The organism is Sphingomonas phyllosphaerae (assembly GCF_036946485.1).
Lineage (GTDB): Bacteria > Pseudomonadota > Alphaproteobacteria > Sphingomonadales > Sphingomonadaceae > Sphingomonas > Sphingomonas phyllosphaerae_E.
In genome coordinates this window covers 61,511-77,843 of the sequence record NZ_JAQIJA010000006.1, presented here as the reverse complement: position 1 = coordinate 77,843, position 16,333 = coordinate 61,511, and the positions used below count along the sequence as shown (strand labels likewise).

Below are 16,333 nucleotides of genomic sequence, written 5' to 3'. Positions count from 1 at the left end.
ATCTTCGTTGAAGCCGGGCTATACAATATGGATGACGATTGAGAATTCAAGTAAAGGCCCGCTCCTACGTGCCGGAACGCGGGAGCAGGCGCCCACCCGCGCGATTTTGGAGCAGGCAGGCAACTACTGCGCCTTTCCGGGCTGCGAGCACCGCAGCTATCTCGATGTCGCGCACATCCGCGCGGTTTCCGCCGGAGGGCCACGGTACGATCCGGCTCGCCCGACGGGGCCGGGCACGGCGAACCTCATTCTTCTCTGCGCGTCGCATCACCGCCTCGTCGATGCCGAACCGCATCGCTACTCGGCCGACTTTCTGCAAAAGCTCCGCGCGGACGGGTGCTGTCAGTCTAATGCGAACCGCTCTCCACACGATGCATCTCGGTCTTTGACGGCGACGTTTAGCCGACAAGCGTCCGCCACTCCGCCAGTGCGGCGGAGCGTCGCTCCCGGTAGGTTTGTCGATCGATGAGGTGGCGTTCCAGGCTGAAGTGATTGTGGACGTTGGCGTGGACAGATGCGAACTTCTGCAGCGTCTTCATCTGCCGGAAGCGCTGCATCGCCCTCTCCCGCCTTCGGAACGGCAGATGGCTGTTTTCCGCTCGGTTGTTCGCCCAGCGGCCTACCTCCTGCTTTTCGGCGTTGCCAAGCTCGTTCATGGCGGCACGGTAGCTGCGCAGACCATCAGTCGTGATCGCCTCGGGCGAGCCGTGTCGCTTCAGCGCCTTCTTCATGAACGCGAGCGCTGCTGTCTTGTCGCGGGTGCGGGTGACGTAGCTTTCCAGCACCTCACCCTCGTGATCGACCGCTCGCCAGAGGTAGACCATCTCGCCATTCAGCTTCACGTACATCTCGTCCATGTGCCAGCGCCAGTGACGAAACCCACGCATCCGGCTCACCCGCTGGCGCCGGATGTCACCGGCGAACAGCGGACCGAACCTGTTCCACCACAGCCTGACCGTCTCGTGGCAGATGTCGATGCCGCGCTCGAACAGCAGGTCCTCGACGTTCCGCAGGCTCAGCGGAAAGCGCACGTACATCAGCACTACCAGCCGGATCACCTCTGGCGACGAGTTGAAGTAGCGAAACGGCGAGGGAGGCTTGCGCGGGCGGGGCATGACCCCGCCCTACCCCACCCTAACCCGATTACCAGCCGGTACATTTGGTTTGACGGTGCCCGGCATGGCCATGTTCCGGCACCGAGGCCCCGACGAGGGCGATGGACGAGAGCGCGATGGCCAGAATAGCGGACCCGTACCAAAGCCTACCTCTCTTTGGTTGGTCAGACTGCGGAACGCTCATCAGCAACAACCCATCGCTGAAGGACGGTACATGGCCAAGCTCCTCATACCGGCTTTTCCTCGATCTCGTTCGCGTCACGATGTCGTCCCATGCATTAGTACGACTATTACAACGCAGAATTTTGCTAGATGTGAGCGCTCACACTTGTAGTTCGCACAACTTATTTCTTGACCTGCTTTTCTTTACTCATACTGTATACGAAATAAGAGGGGGAAGAAGATGCGAATCAGATCTGTGCTGCTTCGGGGAGTAGCGTCGGCAGCGCTCATAATTGCCACCGATACTGGCGCCACCGCGCAGACAACTGCAGGACAGGAGCTCGCCGTACAGCCGCCGGCGACGAAGGACGACGGCGCCGAAGCCGAGATCAAGCAACCCGTCGCCAACAGCGACGTCGTAGTTGTCGGCGTGCGCAAAAGCATCGAAGATGCCGTCGATCGCAAGCGCAACTCACGAAACGTAGTAGATTCGGTCGTCGCGGAGGACGCGGGCAAACTTCCGGACAACAACGTGCCCGAGGCAGTGGCGCGCGTCCCCGGCGTGAACATCACCCGCAGCCAGGGCCAGGGCGGCAGCGTGACGATCCGTGGGCTCGAAGGCGTCCAGACGACGGTCAACGGCAACGACGTGGCGGTCGGCGACGGGCGCGCGCTGTCGCTGTCCGACATTCCCGCCGAGCTGATCAAGTCGATCGACGTCTACAAAAGCCGTGACCCGTCACAGGCCGAAGGCGGCGTCGGCGGGACGGTCAACGTCGAGTTGCGGCGCCCCCTCGACCTCAAGCGCGGCATCACTGCGGCGGGCAGCCTCCGTGGCCTGTACGATGATCGAACCGACAAGATCTCGCCTTACGGCAGCCTGCTGATCGGCGGCAATTTTGAAAGCGGCATCGGCGACATCGGGTTCCTGGTCAACGCGTCGTACACGAAGACGTTCTGGAACGAATCGTCGATCATCAACGAGTCGCCGTCGACGTTCTTCGGTGCGGCGCAGGCGGCACTGCCGGCTGCGATCCGTGACACCGCGATCGCGCCCTACCGCATCCAGTATGGCGTCGATACGGGCAAGCGGACCCAGCGCGCGTTGTCCGCCGCACTGCAATGGAAGCCGACCAGCGAACTGTCGCTGGTGCTGGAGGGGCAGTATTTCGGCGCACGCTTCCAGTCGCGCTACGATGGCCTCGACCTGCAGACGCGTGAGGGGGACCCGATCCCATCGAACGTACAGGTATTGCCGTCGGGCGCGATCCGCTCCTACACGCTCACCCGCGTGCCCCGCCCCGCTAACCCGGACGTGCCGGGCTCGCTGCCGGAGACGCTCGGCCCCCAATCGGGGCTCCCCGGCGGCGTGTTAGCCAATCAGAACCGCGGCACGGACGATACCTATATCGGAAACTTCGAGGCACATTGGGCACCTGAGGGTGTCCGGCTCGACTTCACCGCACAATATCAGCGCAACCGCCGCGACGAATTCGCGGTCGACAGCTATCTGCGGTTCCTCAACGCCAAGCAGGCTACCGTCGACTTCGCCTCGCCGTCGATCCCGGGCGGGGGACCGCGCTTCGACTTCGTCGGCGTCGATGAGACCGATCCGTCGCAGCTCGTCGTGGATCGGTTCACCGATCGGTACAACAAGTTCCGGAGTGACCTATACATCAGCAGCCTTGATGCCGAGATCGACGTCGACAAGGACGGGTTCTTCCGTACCTTGAAGATCGGCTCGCGTTTCCAGAAGCGCGACGACGCCAGTGGCTACGGCTATCGCGATGCGATCTGGAGCGACGGCAACCGCCCGGCGCTCAGTGCCTTACAGGGCGTCGATAGCCGGATCGCCACCCCTGCAATACGCGGGGTCGACAATCTTTCGTGGGCGACGATCAACTCCGATCTGCTCTACGATCGTTGGAACCAGGTCCGCCCGCAGGTGATTGCGCTCAACCCGAACAAGGGCGGTCCGGGCGCCAGCGCCAGCCTCGCGGACTTCTACACCCCGGACCGGCCGTTCTCGGATCGCGGGCAGATCGGCGTTTTCAAGGAAAACACCTTTGCCTTCTATGCGATGGGCAACTTCGCGTTCAACGTCGGCTTCCCGGTCGATGGCTTCGCCGGTGCTCGCTACGTCAATACGTGGGGCCTGTCCGGCGGCACGCGCTACAACCTCCTCCCACTGCTCGACGATGCCGGCAATCAAATTCCGGGTTCCTGCTGCCGCGAGGTGCTGGAGGAGGAATCGACGCCAGGCAATTTCATCGACATCATGCCCTCGGCCGGGTTAACATGGCACTTCACCCAGAAGCTTCAGCTACGAACAACCTACAACCTGAACATTCAACGCCCCAACTTCTACGCGCTGCGCAGCTTTATCGTCGTCAACCAGAGCAATCCCAACGACAACATCTTCGCCGGCAATCCGGACCTGAAGCCGTTCCGCGACAACAACTACAATGCGGTTTTGGAGTGGTATCCGCGTGCGGGCACCGCCGTCTCACTGGGGGCATTCTACAAGAAGCAGAGCGGCTTCATTTACTACACCGCAGCACTCGAGCCCGTCGCGCAGCTCGGCGGACAGGTCCGGCGCGTGTTCAAGGAGCGGAACGCCGGTCCGGGCGAGGTATTCGGACTCGAAGGCGCGGTCACCACGCCGTTCTTCTTTCTGCCGGGGCTGCTGAAGAACTTTGGCGTCAGCCTGAACGGCACCTTCATCCCCACTGCGACCTTGGAGGTGCCCAACGAGGAACGGACCGAGTTCACGAGCACGCCCGCGTCGTTTACACCGCGCTACACTACTAACGCGATCCTGTTCTATGACAGCAAAAAGATCAGCGCGCGCGTCGCTTACAACTGGCGTTCCGAGGTGCGCACCAACGTCGACGTGGTCAATCCCGGCTGGGTACAGGAAGGGCTGCCGACGCAGCGCCTAGATGCTGCCTTCAACTATACACCATTTCCGTTCGTAACGCTAAGCATTGAGGGCACCAATCTGCTGCGGAACAATGATCGCTTCCGCTACGCGTTGTATCCGGATTTGCCGGTCGGGCTCCGCCAGATGGCCCGCACCGTCCAGGTCAGCATCCGCGTCAGATATTAACCGATCGTAGCGGCTGCACGGTGCCGACCCATTTGCCATTCCATAACTAGCCAACGAGAGCTGTCCAAGAGCAGCCACCACGATCTTATAGGGAGATTGAAACATGAAGGTACGCACACTCGTGAGCGTAACGGTGTTGTTCGCCTCGCTGGCCGGTTGCGGCGAGGGCGGCAACGATACACAAGCGCCGAGCGCAACGGCCGACCTTCAATCCTACACACGGGCGCCTACGCAATCGGCTACGCTTAGTTGCCAAAGCCGCTCCGCACGCAATCCGTGGGGGCGTGCCGACCTGCGCACCTGGACGCCCCGCGCGACGCAGGAGGCGGAACGGCCACTCGAGACGCCCGGCACGGTCACCGGAGCGCCGTTCTCGGCACGGCTAGTACAGGCATATAGCGAGGATTACGGCGAGGCGCGACAGACGGTGATCCTGGAGTTGGCAGATGGATGCCGCCGTCAGTTCCGCGCCGAGTCGTTCATCGATGCCGATCGCGCGATCATCAACGCCGAACAGGCGCGTCGGCCGTCTGCACCGGACGCCGCGAATTACGACATTAAGTACCGCGATGGCGAGACCTCACCAGAGCTGATCAGCGCCGGCACCCTGGCAGTCCGCACCACGCAACATTTCGCGATCTGGTACGGCAAGAAAACGGAAGGGGAATTCTACCGGACCATCGCACAGCAGGGCCGCTCGATCGACCAAGTGGTACGCGAAACAGGTGAGTGGCTTGAGAAACAATGGCTCATCAATCGCGACATAGTGGAAGCGCCGATGCCGTATGCGGCGGCCTCGACGCGTCACAAGCTCGACGTCTTCCTGTGCGGTACGGGACGGCCCATCGAAGGGTACGACGATCTTGAAGGGTGCGGGGCGAGCGCTGCTGAGACCATGGGCGTATCGGCGTGGGCCGTGGCCAAGGGATCGAACGTCCTGACGCACGAATTCGGTCACATGATCCAATTCTACACGGGCGGCTTCCGTGACAAGGGCGACGCCGGGATGATCTGGGAAACCGGCGCCGAGTGGAACGCATTCGCGGTAAACCCGGCGTTCAATGCGTCTTCGGCGGATTACCTGAACCAGTTGGAGAACGGTTTTCTTTTCTCACCCGCGCGCTACGGGGCCACGCCGATCATGACCTACCTATACGAGAAGGACGCCACGCGCTCGCTTGTGCTCGGTACCTGGCAGCGCAACCTACGGAATGCCGACGGCGCGACACAAGAAGATTACCTACCGGCGTTCGTCCGGCTCGCGAAGGCTGTCGGCATCTATCCGAACGGTTTTGCCTCGTTTGCCGACGATGCGGGCTGGTACGGTGCGCGCCTCGTTGCAATGGACTTCTTCAACCAGCGCGCCATGCTCGACCAGTTGCGCGCGACCCGTACCACTACATGGCTCCCCCACTTCTACACGCCGCTTGCCCCCGTCGCGACAAGCACCGATCCGACGATCTTCGCGCCACCTGCCCAGAGGCCGCTGCTGCAATGGGGCACGCACATCGTTCCGCTGACCCCGTCCGGGCAGCAGGTGAAGGTGATCCTTACCGGCGGCACCATCACCAATCAGGCCGCATGGCGCTTCACGCTCGTCGGCGTCGACGCGAATGGCACGCCGAGCTACGCGCCACTAACCGCCGTCGTCGGCAAAACCAGCGCAACTGTCACCATGTTGCCGCCCGCCGGATCGAAGCTGTACCTCGCCGTGACGGCGACACCTTATACCTATGAAACGCTTGGCTGGCAGGAAAACAATCAGCCAGTACGCGGAACGCGCTATCCATATCGGGTCAAGATTGAGGGCGCGACACCACGCACCGGATCTGCCGAAGCCTGCGATCCGTCGAGCCAGCCCGGTGCATGGACCACCAACTTCACGCTTGCCGGTAACAAGGACAGCGGTCGCCCGTGCGCTTGAAGCACCTCTGCGCCCACACTCATCCCTTCATCGACAGGACAACTCGTATGCCCCGCATCACAATGCTGGTCGCAACGCTGATCGCGCTTCTCACGTTCGGCACACCTGCTGCGGCGGCCGTCATCAATCTGAGCATAGTCGGCGATTTCGACGGCAGCTTTGATGGCCGGTCATTCAACGGTCGCACTCTTACATTTACCGGCACTTCGGAAAGCAGCACGCCGGACGAGGTGTTCGACGAGTATCAGTACCGCCTGACCTCGCTGTCTGTGACGCTGGACGGCAAGTATCATCAGGTGACCGAAGCGGCGATGTTCTTCATCGCGCCGCTGTCACACCTTGCCGGCATCGTTGATCCTGATGCGACCAAGGGTCTCGTGCGCTTCGACTACAGCATTGGCAATCGTTTCTATACTGACGCGCAGACACAGCCGTTTTCGACGTCTGGTGGATTGCTGATGCTTGGCGCAGGGACGAACATCGCGCTATCTGGCGTCTCAATCGCGGCGGTCCCCGAACCGGGCACTTGGGCCATGATGATTGTGGGCCTCGCATTGGTCGGCGTTGCTACGCGGAACCGGAAGCGTTCGTTGCGGGCACGTGATCGCTCACGCCAAGCGGCGCAGCGGTCGGAGTCGTTCACATCACTGACGTTGCCAGGCGTCAGCATCAGCGCATAGGGACGGCCGATGACGTCGGTGAGCGCGTGGACCGGTGCTGTCAGTCTAATGCGAACCGCTCCCTACACGATGCACCTCGGTCTTTGACGGCGACGTTCAGCTGACGAGTGCCTGCCATTCGGCCAAGGCGGCGGATCGTCGTTCCCGGTAGGTTTGTCGATCGGTGAGGTGGCGTTCCAGGCTGAAGTGGTTGTGGACGTTGGCGTGGACGGATGCGAACTTCTGCAGCGTCTTCATTTGCCGGAACCGCTGCATCGCCCGCTCTCGTCGTCGGAATGGCAGGTGGCTATTTTCCACACGGTTGTTCGCCCAGCGGCCAACTTCCTGCTTCTCGGCATTGCCGAGTTCGTTCATGGCGGCGCGGTAGCTGTGCAGACCATCGGTGGTGATCGCTTCCGGTGAGCCGTGGCGCTTCAACGCCTTCTTCATGAACGCGAGCGCCGCTGCCTTGTCGCGGGTTCTGGTGACGTAGCTTTCCAGCACCTCACCCTCGTGATCTACCGCCCGCCACAGATAGACCATCTCGCCGTTCAACTTCACGTACATTTCGTCCAGGTGCCAGCGCCAGTGACGAAAGCCGCGCATCCGGCTCACGCGCTGGCGGCGAATGTCACCGGCGAACAACGGGCCGAACCTGTTCCACCACAGCCTGACCGTCTCATGGCAGATGTCGATCCCGCGCTCGAACAGCAGGTCCTCTACGTTCCGCAGCGACAGTGGGAAGCGGACGTACATCAGCACCACCAGCCGGATCACCTCAGGCGACGAGTTGAAGCGGAGGAAAGGGGAATGGGGCTTGGCTCTGGACTTGCGGGGCATATGAGGATCGTATCAGGCACCCGTGGCGCTGCCACGTTGATTTGACGGAGCCCTCCTCAGAGATGGGCAGTGAGCGGGTGATCTTGCGATCACCCGCTCGTAATTGTCAGAACTTCACCGCGATCCGCGCATAGCCGAACTGATCGGGCAGATCGTAAGTGGTCGGATCGAACCCGCCACAGCTAAGGCAGTCAGGCGCGCGCTTGCCGAGGATATTGTTGACGCCCAGCGTCAGCGTCATGCGATCGTCCCACATACCCGGCGTCCAGCCGATTTGCGCGTCGAGATAGAGCGTCGGACGCATGACGTTGTCGTCATACGCCGGCTCGATCACCCGCCCGATATAGCGGCCGGTGATCGACGCCATGAACGACGGACTGGACCAGTCAATCGTCGCATTGCTCTTGAAGCGCGGATACGCCTGATCGCCGCGCTCCGTCCCCTGACGGCGTACGGTCTGGCTACCCGTCGCGGTCGGCAGCGTGGTCGAATACTCGAACAGGAAGTTGTTCGACCATAGCAAGCCAAACGTCCCCGCCCCGACCGAGGGAGAGCGCCACGTCAGGATCGCGTCCAGACCTTCGCTCTTGAGCGAGGCGATGTTCTGGAGCAGCCCGCGGATCTGCGTGATCGCGCCCGACGTGGAACGCGTGATCGCACCGCATGCGATCGGGTCATTGGTCTGCGTGCAATTCGCGAGCAGAACGTCGGCGCCGATCGACGAGATCGCATTGTCGACCTTGATCGTGTAATAATCGACTTCGAGCGACAGGCGACCGACGCCGCTGGCCCACGACGGGCTGTAAACGCCGCCGACGATCCAGCTTTCCGAGGTTTCCGCCTTCAGCGCGCGATTACCGCCGGTGAGGATCGGCAACTGCTGATTGGTCTGCACATAGCCGGCAGGAACGCCCTGTGCGGTACAATTCTGCCGCACCGTCGCCGACGTGCCGCTCGCGTCTGCGGAACACGGATCGATCACGCCGCCGTCGAAGCGCGACGGGGTGCCGAACAGCTCGCCAATGGAAGGGGCACGGAAACCTTGGGCCCATGTGCCGCGCAGGCGCAGGTCGTCGATTGGCTTCCAGCTTACGCCCGCCTTCATCGTCGTGCGGCTGCCGCTGGTCGAATAATCCGAATAGCGCGCCGCGAACGATCCTTCGAGTAACTGGAAGAACGGCACATCCTTGAGCACGGGGATGCTCAGCTCGCCGTAAACTTCGTTGACGTCCAAGCTGCCCTGCGTCGCCTGCGCGGGAATGTCAGAGCCGAGCCCTGCGGCAACGATCGGATCGGGGGTGAACGAGCCGGACTGGCGACGATATTCGTAACCGGCCGCCAGCCCAAGCGGCCCCGCCGGCAATTCAAAGAGCGTACCGGTGACGTTGAAGGTGGCGTCCACCATCGACTGCTCGCTGCGGTCGCGCTGCCGGAAGGTGACGTAATCGATCATCGCCTGCGTGATCGAGCCTTCGCCGCCGAAGATGTTGAACGGCACGCATGCCCCGGTGCAGTCGGCGACCGGACCGAGCGCGCGCGCAAGATTGGCGGCGTTGACGTTGCCCTGCACCACCTGCTTGGCCGTGTTTGCCGCATAGATGACGTTGGCGTCCCAATACCATGTCCCGTTGCCGACCTGGACCTTCCCGTCGAGGGTCGATCCGACGTACATTGTCTCGACCTTCTGGCTGTAATGCCGCGGGCCATTCTCGACAAAGCGCCGTCCGATAAAGTCGTAATTGCGCGGCAATCCGGCATTACCCGTCGCCAGTGTCACGCCAAAAGGATTGTACGGGTTGGTGGCATCGATCGAAATCGTGTCGAGCAGATTGCCGTTGCCCGCGTCGGGGCCGACGAACAGCGGCAGCGGGGCCGCCTGATTGTCCGACGTGCGACGATTGTAGATCATCCGCGTCGTCAGCCGGACGTTCTCTCCGAGATCGCCTTGGAAGTTAACGAAGGCGCCGAACCGTTCCTGCGGGGTGAGCAGATAATTATAGGGGCGGAAGTTGAAACGATCGGCGACCGTGAACGCCTTGAAATCGCTACTCGCGCCCGTCGGATCGGCGGGATCGAAGCGTGGGCGGGTCAGCGGGTTCGACTTCAGCGTGAGGTTCATCCCCGCGCCGGTGACCGGATTGTTGATAAGGAAGCGGCCATTGGGGGTGCCTGAGCTGCAACTGGTCGTGCAGGCGGTCGCGCCGGGATCTGGAAAGGCGTAGTGACTGCGGTCGCCCGCGAACACCGAACCCTGCTTGATGTAATTCGCGCCGGCCACGAACGAGATGCCCGCTTCCTCGTCGCGATGGCCCCAGCTGAGCTGATAATTCTGCGTGACGCCGTCACCCTGCGGATAGGCGCCGCCCTGAGCCGAGGCGACGAAGCCGTTCTGACGTTTCTTGGTGATGATATTGACGACGCCGGCGATCGCATCGGACCCGTAGATGGTCGATGCACCGTCGCGCAGCACCTCGACGCGCTCGATCATGCTGTCGGGAATCGCATTGAGATCGACCGCACCGGGCACGCCGCTGGCCGCGCTGCCATTGATGAAGCGCAAACCATCGACCAGCACCAGCGTCCGGCGGCTGCCGAGATAGCGCAGGTCGATCTCCGACGATCCAGCCCCCACGCCACCGCCATCGGGCGGGTTTCCGTTGTTGCCCGAGCGATTGAAGCGCGAATTGAGGCCACCCGCCGCGCCGGGCAGGCGTTGCAACACATCGGCAATAGACGACAGCCCGGTCCGCGCGATATCGGCGCCTTCGATCGACGTGATCGGCGCAGCTTGCGCGAGCGGGTTCTGGCGGATGCGCGAACCGGTGACGACGACCGTCTCGCCCTCGCCCGGATCATTGGCCGGATCCGCGGCGGTCTGTGCACCAGCCGGAAGCGCGGCCAGCATGGCGCACCACGCGACGCCGATAATGGCGTGCCGCCGCACGTTGTGACTTTTCCTGATCATGTCGACTGTCCCCTTCGTCGTTCGTTTTCCCTGTTCCTGCTGCGGTTATCGGGGGCGCACCTCTTTACGGGCCGCCTTTCCCGAATCTTAGTTGGCGTGTTCCTCGGCATCCAACGCGCGTTCGACCAGCGACAACGGCATGATGCCCGGTTGCGCAAGGGCGGCGAGCGTGGCGGCGGCGTCGAACGGGCGGCCGGCGCGGCTGGCGCGTTCGGACTGGCGGGCAAGCAGGTCGTCGAGCTGGATCTTGCCGACGATGTAGCTCGCACCGTAACCCGGCTGCCGCAGGTAAAGGAGCTGCTCGAAGCCGACGAGGCGGCTATCGGGGTCGGACCAGCCGCGCGGCGTCCAGCGCGCGTGGAAACGCCCCGCCTCCGCCAGCGTCATGCGATTGTCCTGTACGTAGAGCGAGGCGAGGCCGCGCGCGGCTCGGTTGGCGAGCATGATCCACACCAGTTCGCGCCCGCGCGGAAGATCGTCGTAGAGCCCGGCCTGCATCGCCAGTTCCTCCATCGCGGTGGCGACACCTTCGGAGCGATCCTGCCAGATGTTGAAGGGCAACGGTCCCTGACGGACCGGATCAGGATGCGGTTCGTGCGCCATCCGCGCCAGCTCGATCCAGTGATAGAAATGGCTGTAGAGCGGCAGTGGGTCCTGCGCGACGACATGGCCGAAGAAGTCGCGCTCCGTGGGAGGGCGCCATTTTACCAGTTGAGCCGGTATGGCGGCGCGATACCAGGGACGATCGGGTACCATGCCACGATCGATCAGGAATTGCGTGAAGCGTTCGGCTTTGGCTAGTGACGCCTGATTGAACGCGTTTGCGCTCTGCGGCATCGCCAGCGGCGGCAGCGTCCGATTGCGCACTTCCTCCAACGCAAGCCCCGCCCAGGCACGCGACAATTCGCGCTTGAGCAAGATCTCTTGCGCTGCCCAGTCATAGGGAGAGAGATAGACGTGGCGCGCGGCCCAGTCGTAATCGGCGCGTCCGATCCCCGACGGACCAGTGCGCCGCGGCGCTTCTGCCTCGATCCAGGCGGCGAACCTCTCGGTGGCCACCCGCGCGGCGCGGATCACCGGGCGTAGACGCTGGCGCTCCCCTGACAGATCAGCGCGACGGCGACCTTCGAGCGACCGCAGCTCGAGTGTCCCGGCTTCGAGCTGCGCTAGTACGTCCGCCTGATCGTGAAAAGCGCGCGCGCCATACGCAAACAGATCATGCGCCTGGCTGCCGGCGAGATTGACGCGCGCCGCGTCAAGAAGCGCGGGAATCGCCGCGAGTTGCTTCGACAGCCGTGTCGAGTCGTGCGCGGACAGCGGATACGCGTATCGCCACAAGTCAATCACCGGAGCGTTCGGCCCCTCATGCGCCGGTACGTCGCTCTGTTCGGACCAGACGGTCGCGTAATAGCCTGGATCACGTGCCCACGGGCGGAGCACGCGCAGCTGGAAGTCGAGTCCGCTCATCTCGGCTTCGATCAGGTCTTCATCGATTTGTTCGGCAGGCGTCAGACTCCGCCGGTCAATTGCCGCCAGCTTGGCGCGGACGATCGCCAGCCGTTGTCCCCCAATTTTTTGCGCAGCGGGAGAAAAGTCAGGAACGCGCGTGGCGGTCATTCGCACAATCATGGCGCGCCATTCAGCGACGACGCGGGCGAGAGGCGTGCGCGGTCGAGCGATCGCGGGCGTAGCGAAAGCGAAAGCCAATGCGATCACGATCGTCATTGTACGGCGAATAGCTTTGCTCATCAAGCGAAGCTGATCGTATACCAAATAATTGTCAATGAGCCGGTTCGCGGCGCCGGTAGCGGTGCTTGTCGTATCTGACCGGCTCGTTGCGCGATCGCCGGCGCGGGATGCAGGGCTGGATGCCGACAAACCAATGTACCGGCTTGCTCCCGAGCGGCGCGGGGCTGGGACTTCCGGTCATTCGAGTTTTACGGGCTTCGCTGTCAGTACCGCGAGCTTGCTTGGTATTTCCCGAGGTCAGACGTCGTTTGCCTGCTACGTGTTCAGTCCCGGCATCTGGTGGATCGGGTCGACGATGAACCGGTCTAGCTCTGACGTCCAGATCTTGGCGATATATTCGTAGGGTGTGAGGCCGCTGAGCGTCTTGAGCCGGCGGGCAAAGTTGTAGGCGGCCATGAAGTCGGCGAGGTGCGTCCGGAGCTGGTCGTGGCTCTCGTAGTGGAAGCGTTTGACGGTCGCCTCCTTGATGGTGCGGTTCATCCGCTCGACTTGTCCGTTGGTCCAAGGATGGTTCGGCTTGGTGAGGCGATGCTCGATGCCGTTTGCCTCGCAGATCATGTCGAAGCGCATCTGGCGCGACCAGGCGGTGTTCCGGTTGCGCGGCTGCTCGGCGAACTGAATGCCATTATCGGTCAGGATCGTGTGTATCCGGTACGGCACGGTCTTCAGCAGGTGTTCGAGGAACTCCCATGCTGTACGCCTATCGGCCTTGTCGACCAGCTGGGTGACCGCGAACTTGCTGGTGCGGTCTATGCCAACGAACAGATAGAGCTTGCCTTCGGCAGTCTGCACCTCGGCGATATCAATGTGGAAGAAACCAATCGGATAACGCTTGAAGCGCTGACGCTTGGGCTTGTCGCCCTCGACATCCGGTAGCCGTGAGATGCCGTGCCGCTGAAGGCAACGGTGCAGCGCTGACCGGGTCAGGTGCGGTAGCGACGGCTGCAATGCGTAGAGGCAGTCGTCGAGCGGCAGCAGTGTGTGGCGACGGAACGCCACCACCATTGCCTCCTCCGCCTCGGTCAGGGTCGTTGAATGAGGGGCCTTCGGCCCGGTCTTCAGATCCTCGACGGTTGCCCTCTTACGCCACTTCGCCACCGTCTTGGGGTTGATCCCCAGCTCACGGCTCAGCGTCGCGAGCGAAGCTTGCGATCGCTGTATTGCTGCTCGGACAGCGTGCGTAGTCGTGGCGCACCCGTGACGTACCTGTCCCATACGGCATCCTTCCATTCGAACGAAAGGATCGCACCATCAAACCGTGGGATCAAACACCTAGTTACCGCCACGTAGACGATCGGACGCGAACTTCTGACACTGGTGAACGCGTTTGAAACGGTAGTTAACGGATCGGCGTCAGAACCGGACGGCGGTTGCCCGGCCCCGCACCGGACGATGTCACATATCCCCAATTGTCGAGCTTTGATGTTTCGCCCGACATCATCGGCTGTCGCGAAATCGAGGGACGTGGCGTCTGTCGAGGCCGCCCCTCAGAAACGAAAGGCGACACTTGCTCCATAGGTGCGTGGTGCGCTCTGGATCAGATAGTCGAAGCCGAACGAGGCGCGCAGGTCGAGGCCGTCGGCGAATGTCTTCGCGTTGGTCAGGTTCGTCACCCAGCCACGCACCGTGTAGCGCTCCGTTTCGTAGCTGAGCTGCGCGTTGACTTTCGTATTGGCGTCCTGCCGCAGGTTCCCGTTGCCGGCTACGCGGTTGTAGGGCGTAAAATATACCAGCCCGGTGTAGACAAACGACGGCGTGAACAGGAACCGGCCCGCCCCCGTGCGCGCCAGCGTCCAGTCGACCGATCCGGTTGCGGAGAAGCGGGGCGCATACGGCAGCCGCCGTCCCGTCAGGTCGCCCGCCGACAGCCGCAGTTCCTGATAACGCGCGTCGAGGAACGAGGCGGAGGCATTGATCCGCAGGTCGCTGCTCGGCGCCAGGTTCGCCTCGATCTCGACGCCCTGCATCTTGCTCTTGTCGACGTTGCGCAGGATCGTCTCCGCGCCGATCTGCTCGTTGATCTGCTGGTTGCGGTATTTCATCAGGAACGCGGACACGGACAGCGACAGCAGATCGTTCAGCGTCCGACCCTTCGCGCCGATCTCGTACGCGTCGACCTGCTCCGGCTTGGTCGTGTTGATCGGCCCGGTGAAGCACTGCCCGCAGAACGCCGCCGCACGGTAACCGCGGCTGTAGCTGGCATAGAGGATCTGGCCGCTATCGAAGCTATAGTTGATCGCCGCACGCCCGGTCAGCGCGTCGCTGTCCAGCTTCAGCGTCGGTCCCGACGTGATCCGCGCGCTCCCCGTATCATAGCCGCCGAGGAAGAACGTGCCACTCGCGGGCGCGAACACGCTGGTGTCGCGCGTCCCGGTAAAGGCGCGCTGCGGCACCGCATAGGCCGCATAATCCTGATACCGCCCCTGATCCTTGGTGTAGCGCAGCCCCAACGTCACCGACACATGCGAGCCGAACTTCTGGTCGCCTTGCGCGAACGCCGCATAGGACCGCCGGATCTGGTCGTAGCGCTGACGGATCATCGCGGCACCGTCGAGCAACCAGTAATAGCTGTCCGACGCGTCCATGTCGTAACCGTAGTAAACCCCCGCCTGCACGTTCGTGCGGTCGTTGGAATAGGCGACGCGGAGCTCCTGATTGAACATGTCGAAGACGTTGCCGTACAGCGTGTCCAGCGGCTGGCGGAACGTCGGGGATTCCAGCCCGGTGCCCTCCTGCGTGAACTTCTGCGTCAGATGGTCGTATGACGTCAGCGAGGTCAGCTCGACCGCATCCGACAGCGTGTATTTGATCAGCGCCTCGGTGCCATAGGCCTTGATATAGCTGCGGCCTACACGCTGGCTGTCGACCTCGAAGAAGCCGAGCCCCTTCTCCGCGCGGCTGGTGTTCAGCACCGGGTTGAACCCGTCCGCCCCGGTACCGCGGTTGAACACCGCCGCCTGCGTCGGGTTGGTGCGTCCGTAAGTGCCCTTGATGACGATATCGAGCCGCTCGGTCGGCTTCACGCGCAGGATCGCGCGGCCCGCAAGCGTGTCCGTCGAATTGAGGTCGGGCTGGCCGCTCGCGATGTTACGGATATAGCCGTCGCCCTTCGCATAGTTGAACGACAGGCGCAGGCCGGCGACGTCCTTCGCCAGCGTCGTCTCCACCGCCCCTTGCGCGGTGAAGGTGTCGTAATTGGCGTAGCCGACCTGAATATTGCCGCTCGATCCTTCGAGGTCGGGACGCCGCGAGATGAAGTTGATCGCGCCGCCGGTGGTGTTGCGCCCGTAAAGCGTCCCCTGCGGCCCGCGCAGCACCTCGATCCGCTGAAGATCGTAGAGTTGCAGCCCGTGCGCCGCGCGCGCCGCGATATAGGCGTCGTCGAAATAGACGCCGACCGGCGAAGCCTGATTGGGATTGTGTTCGTTGGCGACGCCGATCCCGCGGATCGTGAAGTTCGGTTGCGAGTCGCCATACGGGCTGTTGACCTGAAGCGACGGGACGGTGCCGGTCAGCTGCGCGGTGTTGGCGATGCCGCGCCGGGCGAGATCGTCCTGCGAGATCGCGGTGACCGCCACCGGCACCTTCAGCAGCGATTCCGAACGACGTTGCGCGGTGACGATGATGTCGCCGGCCTGTTGCGTGGCCCTGTCGTCGGGCGCCTGCCCAGTCGCCGCGTCGGCGGGGGGCGTGTCGGTGGTGGCGGCGACCTGCGCCTGCGCGTGTCCGCCGTGCGCCAGTATCGCCAGCGCCGCCGCACCCAGATAATAACGCGACATCATACCGCCCTCTCCTGCATATGGCCGATCG

General features: G+C 62.9%; 9 protein-coding genes and 1 pseudogene. 4 read left to right on the top strand and 6 right to left on the bottom strand.

From position 1 onward, the window contains the following. Positions 1 to 31: 31 nt before the first annotated feature. Complete coding sequence (locus PGN16_RS20285) at positions 32 to 469, top strand: HNH endonuclease (protein WP_443019668.1); 438 nt, start codon at positions 32 to 34, stop codon at positions 467 to 469. On the opposite strand, the gene PGN16_RS16210 is transcribed toward PGN16_RS20285, so the two are convergent. After that, positions 399 to 1,115, bottom strand: a complete 717-nt coding sequence (locus PGN16_RS16210; protein WP_335310413.1) for an IS6 family transposase — start codon at positions 1,113 to 1,115, stop codon at positions 399 to 401. The two genes, PGN16_RS20285 and PGN16_RS16210, sit on opposite strands and share 71 nt — an antisense overlap. A gap of 403 nt (positions 1,116 to 1,518) precedes the next feature. On the opposite strand from PGN16_RS16210, the gene PGN16_RS16205 reads away from it, so the two are divergent. From PGN16_RS16205 to PGN16_RS20280, 3 genes and pseudogenes are all read left to right on the top strand, one after another. Then, on the top strand, positions 1,519 to 4,386 hold the full coding sequence (locus PGN16_RS16205; RefSeq protein WP_335310412.1) for a TonB-dependent receptor: 2,868 nt from the start codon (positions 1,519 to 1,521) through the stop codon (positions 4,384 to 4,386). A 103-nt stretch (positions 4,387 to 4,489) separates the two neighbouring features. Continuing rightward, positions 4,490 to 6,310, top strand: coding sequence for a DUF6055 domain-containing protein (locus PGN16_RS16200; RefSeq protein ID WP_335310411.1), 1,821 nt, complete (start codon positions 4,490 to 4,492; stop codon positions 6,308 to 6,310). Between the two features lie 482 nt (positions 6,311 to 6,792). After that, positions 6,793 to 6,903 (top strand): annotated as a pseudogene (locus PGN16_RS20280) (PEPxxWA-CTERM sorting domain-containing protein); the annotation flags it as partial. Between the two features lie 183 nt (positions 6,904 to 7,086). On the opposite strand, the gene PGN16_RS16190 reads toward PGN16_RS20280, so the two are convergent. From PGN16_RS16190 to PGN16_RS16170, 5 genes are all read right to left on the bottom strand, one after another. Next, the gene (locus tag PGN16_RS16190; RefSeq protein ID WP_335310409.1) at positions 7,087 to 7,809 is read right to left on the bottom strand and encodes an IS6 family transposase; all 723 of its coding nucleotides are present in this window, start codon (positions 7,807 to 7,809) and stop codon (positions 7,087 to 7,089) included. Positions 7,810 to 7,915: 106 nt separating this feature from the next. After that, entirely contained in the window at positions 7,916 to 10,774 is a 2,859-nt protein-coding gene (locus PGN16_RS16185; RefSeq protein ID WP_335310408.1) for a TonB-dependent receptor domain-containing protein, read from the bottom strand. Between the two features lie 87 nt (positions 10,775 to 10,861). Then, on the bottom strand, positions 10,862 to 12,241 hold the full coding sequence (locus PGN16_RS16180) for a hypothetical protein (protein WP_443019667.1): 1,380 nt from the start codon (positions 12,239 to 12,241) through the stop codon (positions 10,862 to 10,864). A gap of 537 nt (positions 12,242 to 12,778) precedes the next feature. After that, entirely contained in the window at positions 12,779 to 13,738 is a 960-nt protein-coding gene (locus tag PGN16_RS16175) for an IS481 family transposase (RefSeq protein WP_335310406.1), read from the bottom strand. Between the two features lie 272 nt (positions 13,739 to 14,010). Then, positions 14,011 to 16,302, bottom strand: a complete 2,292-nt coding sequence (locus PGN16_RS16170; RefSeq protein ID WP_335310405.1) for a TonB-dependent receptor — start codon at positions 16,300 to 16,302, stop codon at positions 14,011 to 14,013. Positions 16,303 to 16,333 lie beyond the last annotated feature (31 nt).

Bases quoted from the DNA above. Each gene is read 5' to 3' on its own strand.
- PGN16_RS20285 (WP_443019668.1), top strand. From the start codon at position 32: ATGACGATTGAGAATTCAAGTAAAGGCCCGCTCCTACGTGCCGGAACG.
- PGN16_RS16210 (WP_335310413.1), bottom strand. From the start codon at position 1,115: ATGCCCCGCCCGCGCAAGCCTCCCTCGCCGTTTCGCTACTTCAACTCG.
- PGN16_RS16205 (WP_335310412.1), top strand. From the start codon at position 1,519: ATGCGAATCAGATCTGTGCTGCTTCGGGGAGTAGCGTCGGCAGCGCTC.
- PGN16_RS16200 (WP_335310411.1), top strand. From the start codon at position 4,490: ATGAAGGTACGCACACTCGTGAGCGTAACGGTGTTGTTCGCCTCGCTG.
- PGN16_RS16190 (WP_335310409.1), bottom strand. From the start codon at position 7,809: ATGCCCCGCAAGTCCAGAGCCAAGCCCCATTCCCCTTTCCTCCGCTTC.
- PGN16_RS16185 (WP_335310408.1), bottom strand. From the start codon at position 10,774: ATGATCAGGAAAAGTCACAACGTGCGGCGGCACGCCATTATCGGCGTC.
- PGN16_RS16180 (WP_443019667.1), bottom strand. From the start codon at position 12,241: ATGAGCGGACTCGACTTCCAGCTGCGCGTGCTCCGCCCGTGGGCACGT.
- PGN16_RS16175 (WP_335310406.1), bottom strand. From the start codon at position 13,738: ATGGGACAGGTACGTCACGGGTGCGCCACGACTACGCACGCTGTCCGA.
- PGN16_RS16170 (WP_335310405.1), bottom strand. From the start codon at position 16,302: ATGTCGCGTTATTATCTGGGTGCGGCGGCGCTGGCGATACTGGCGCAC.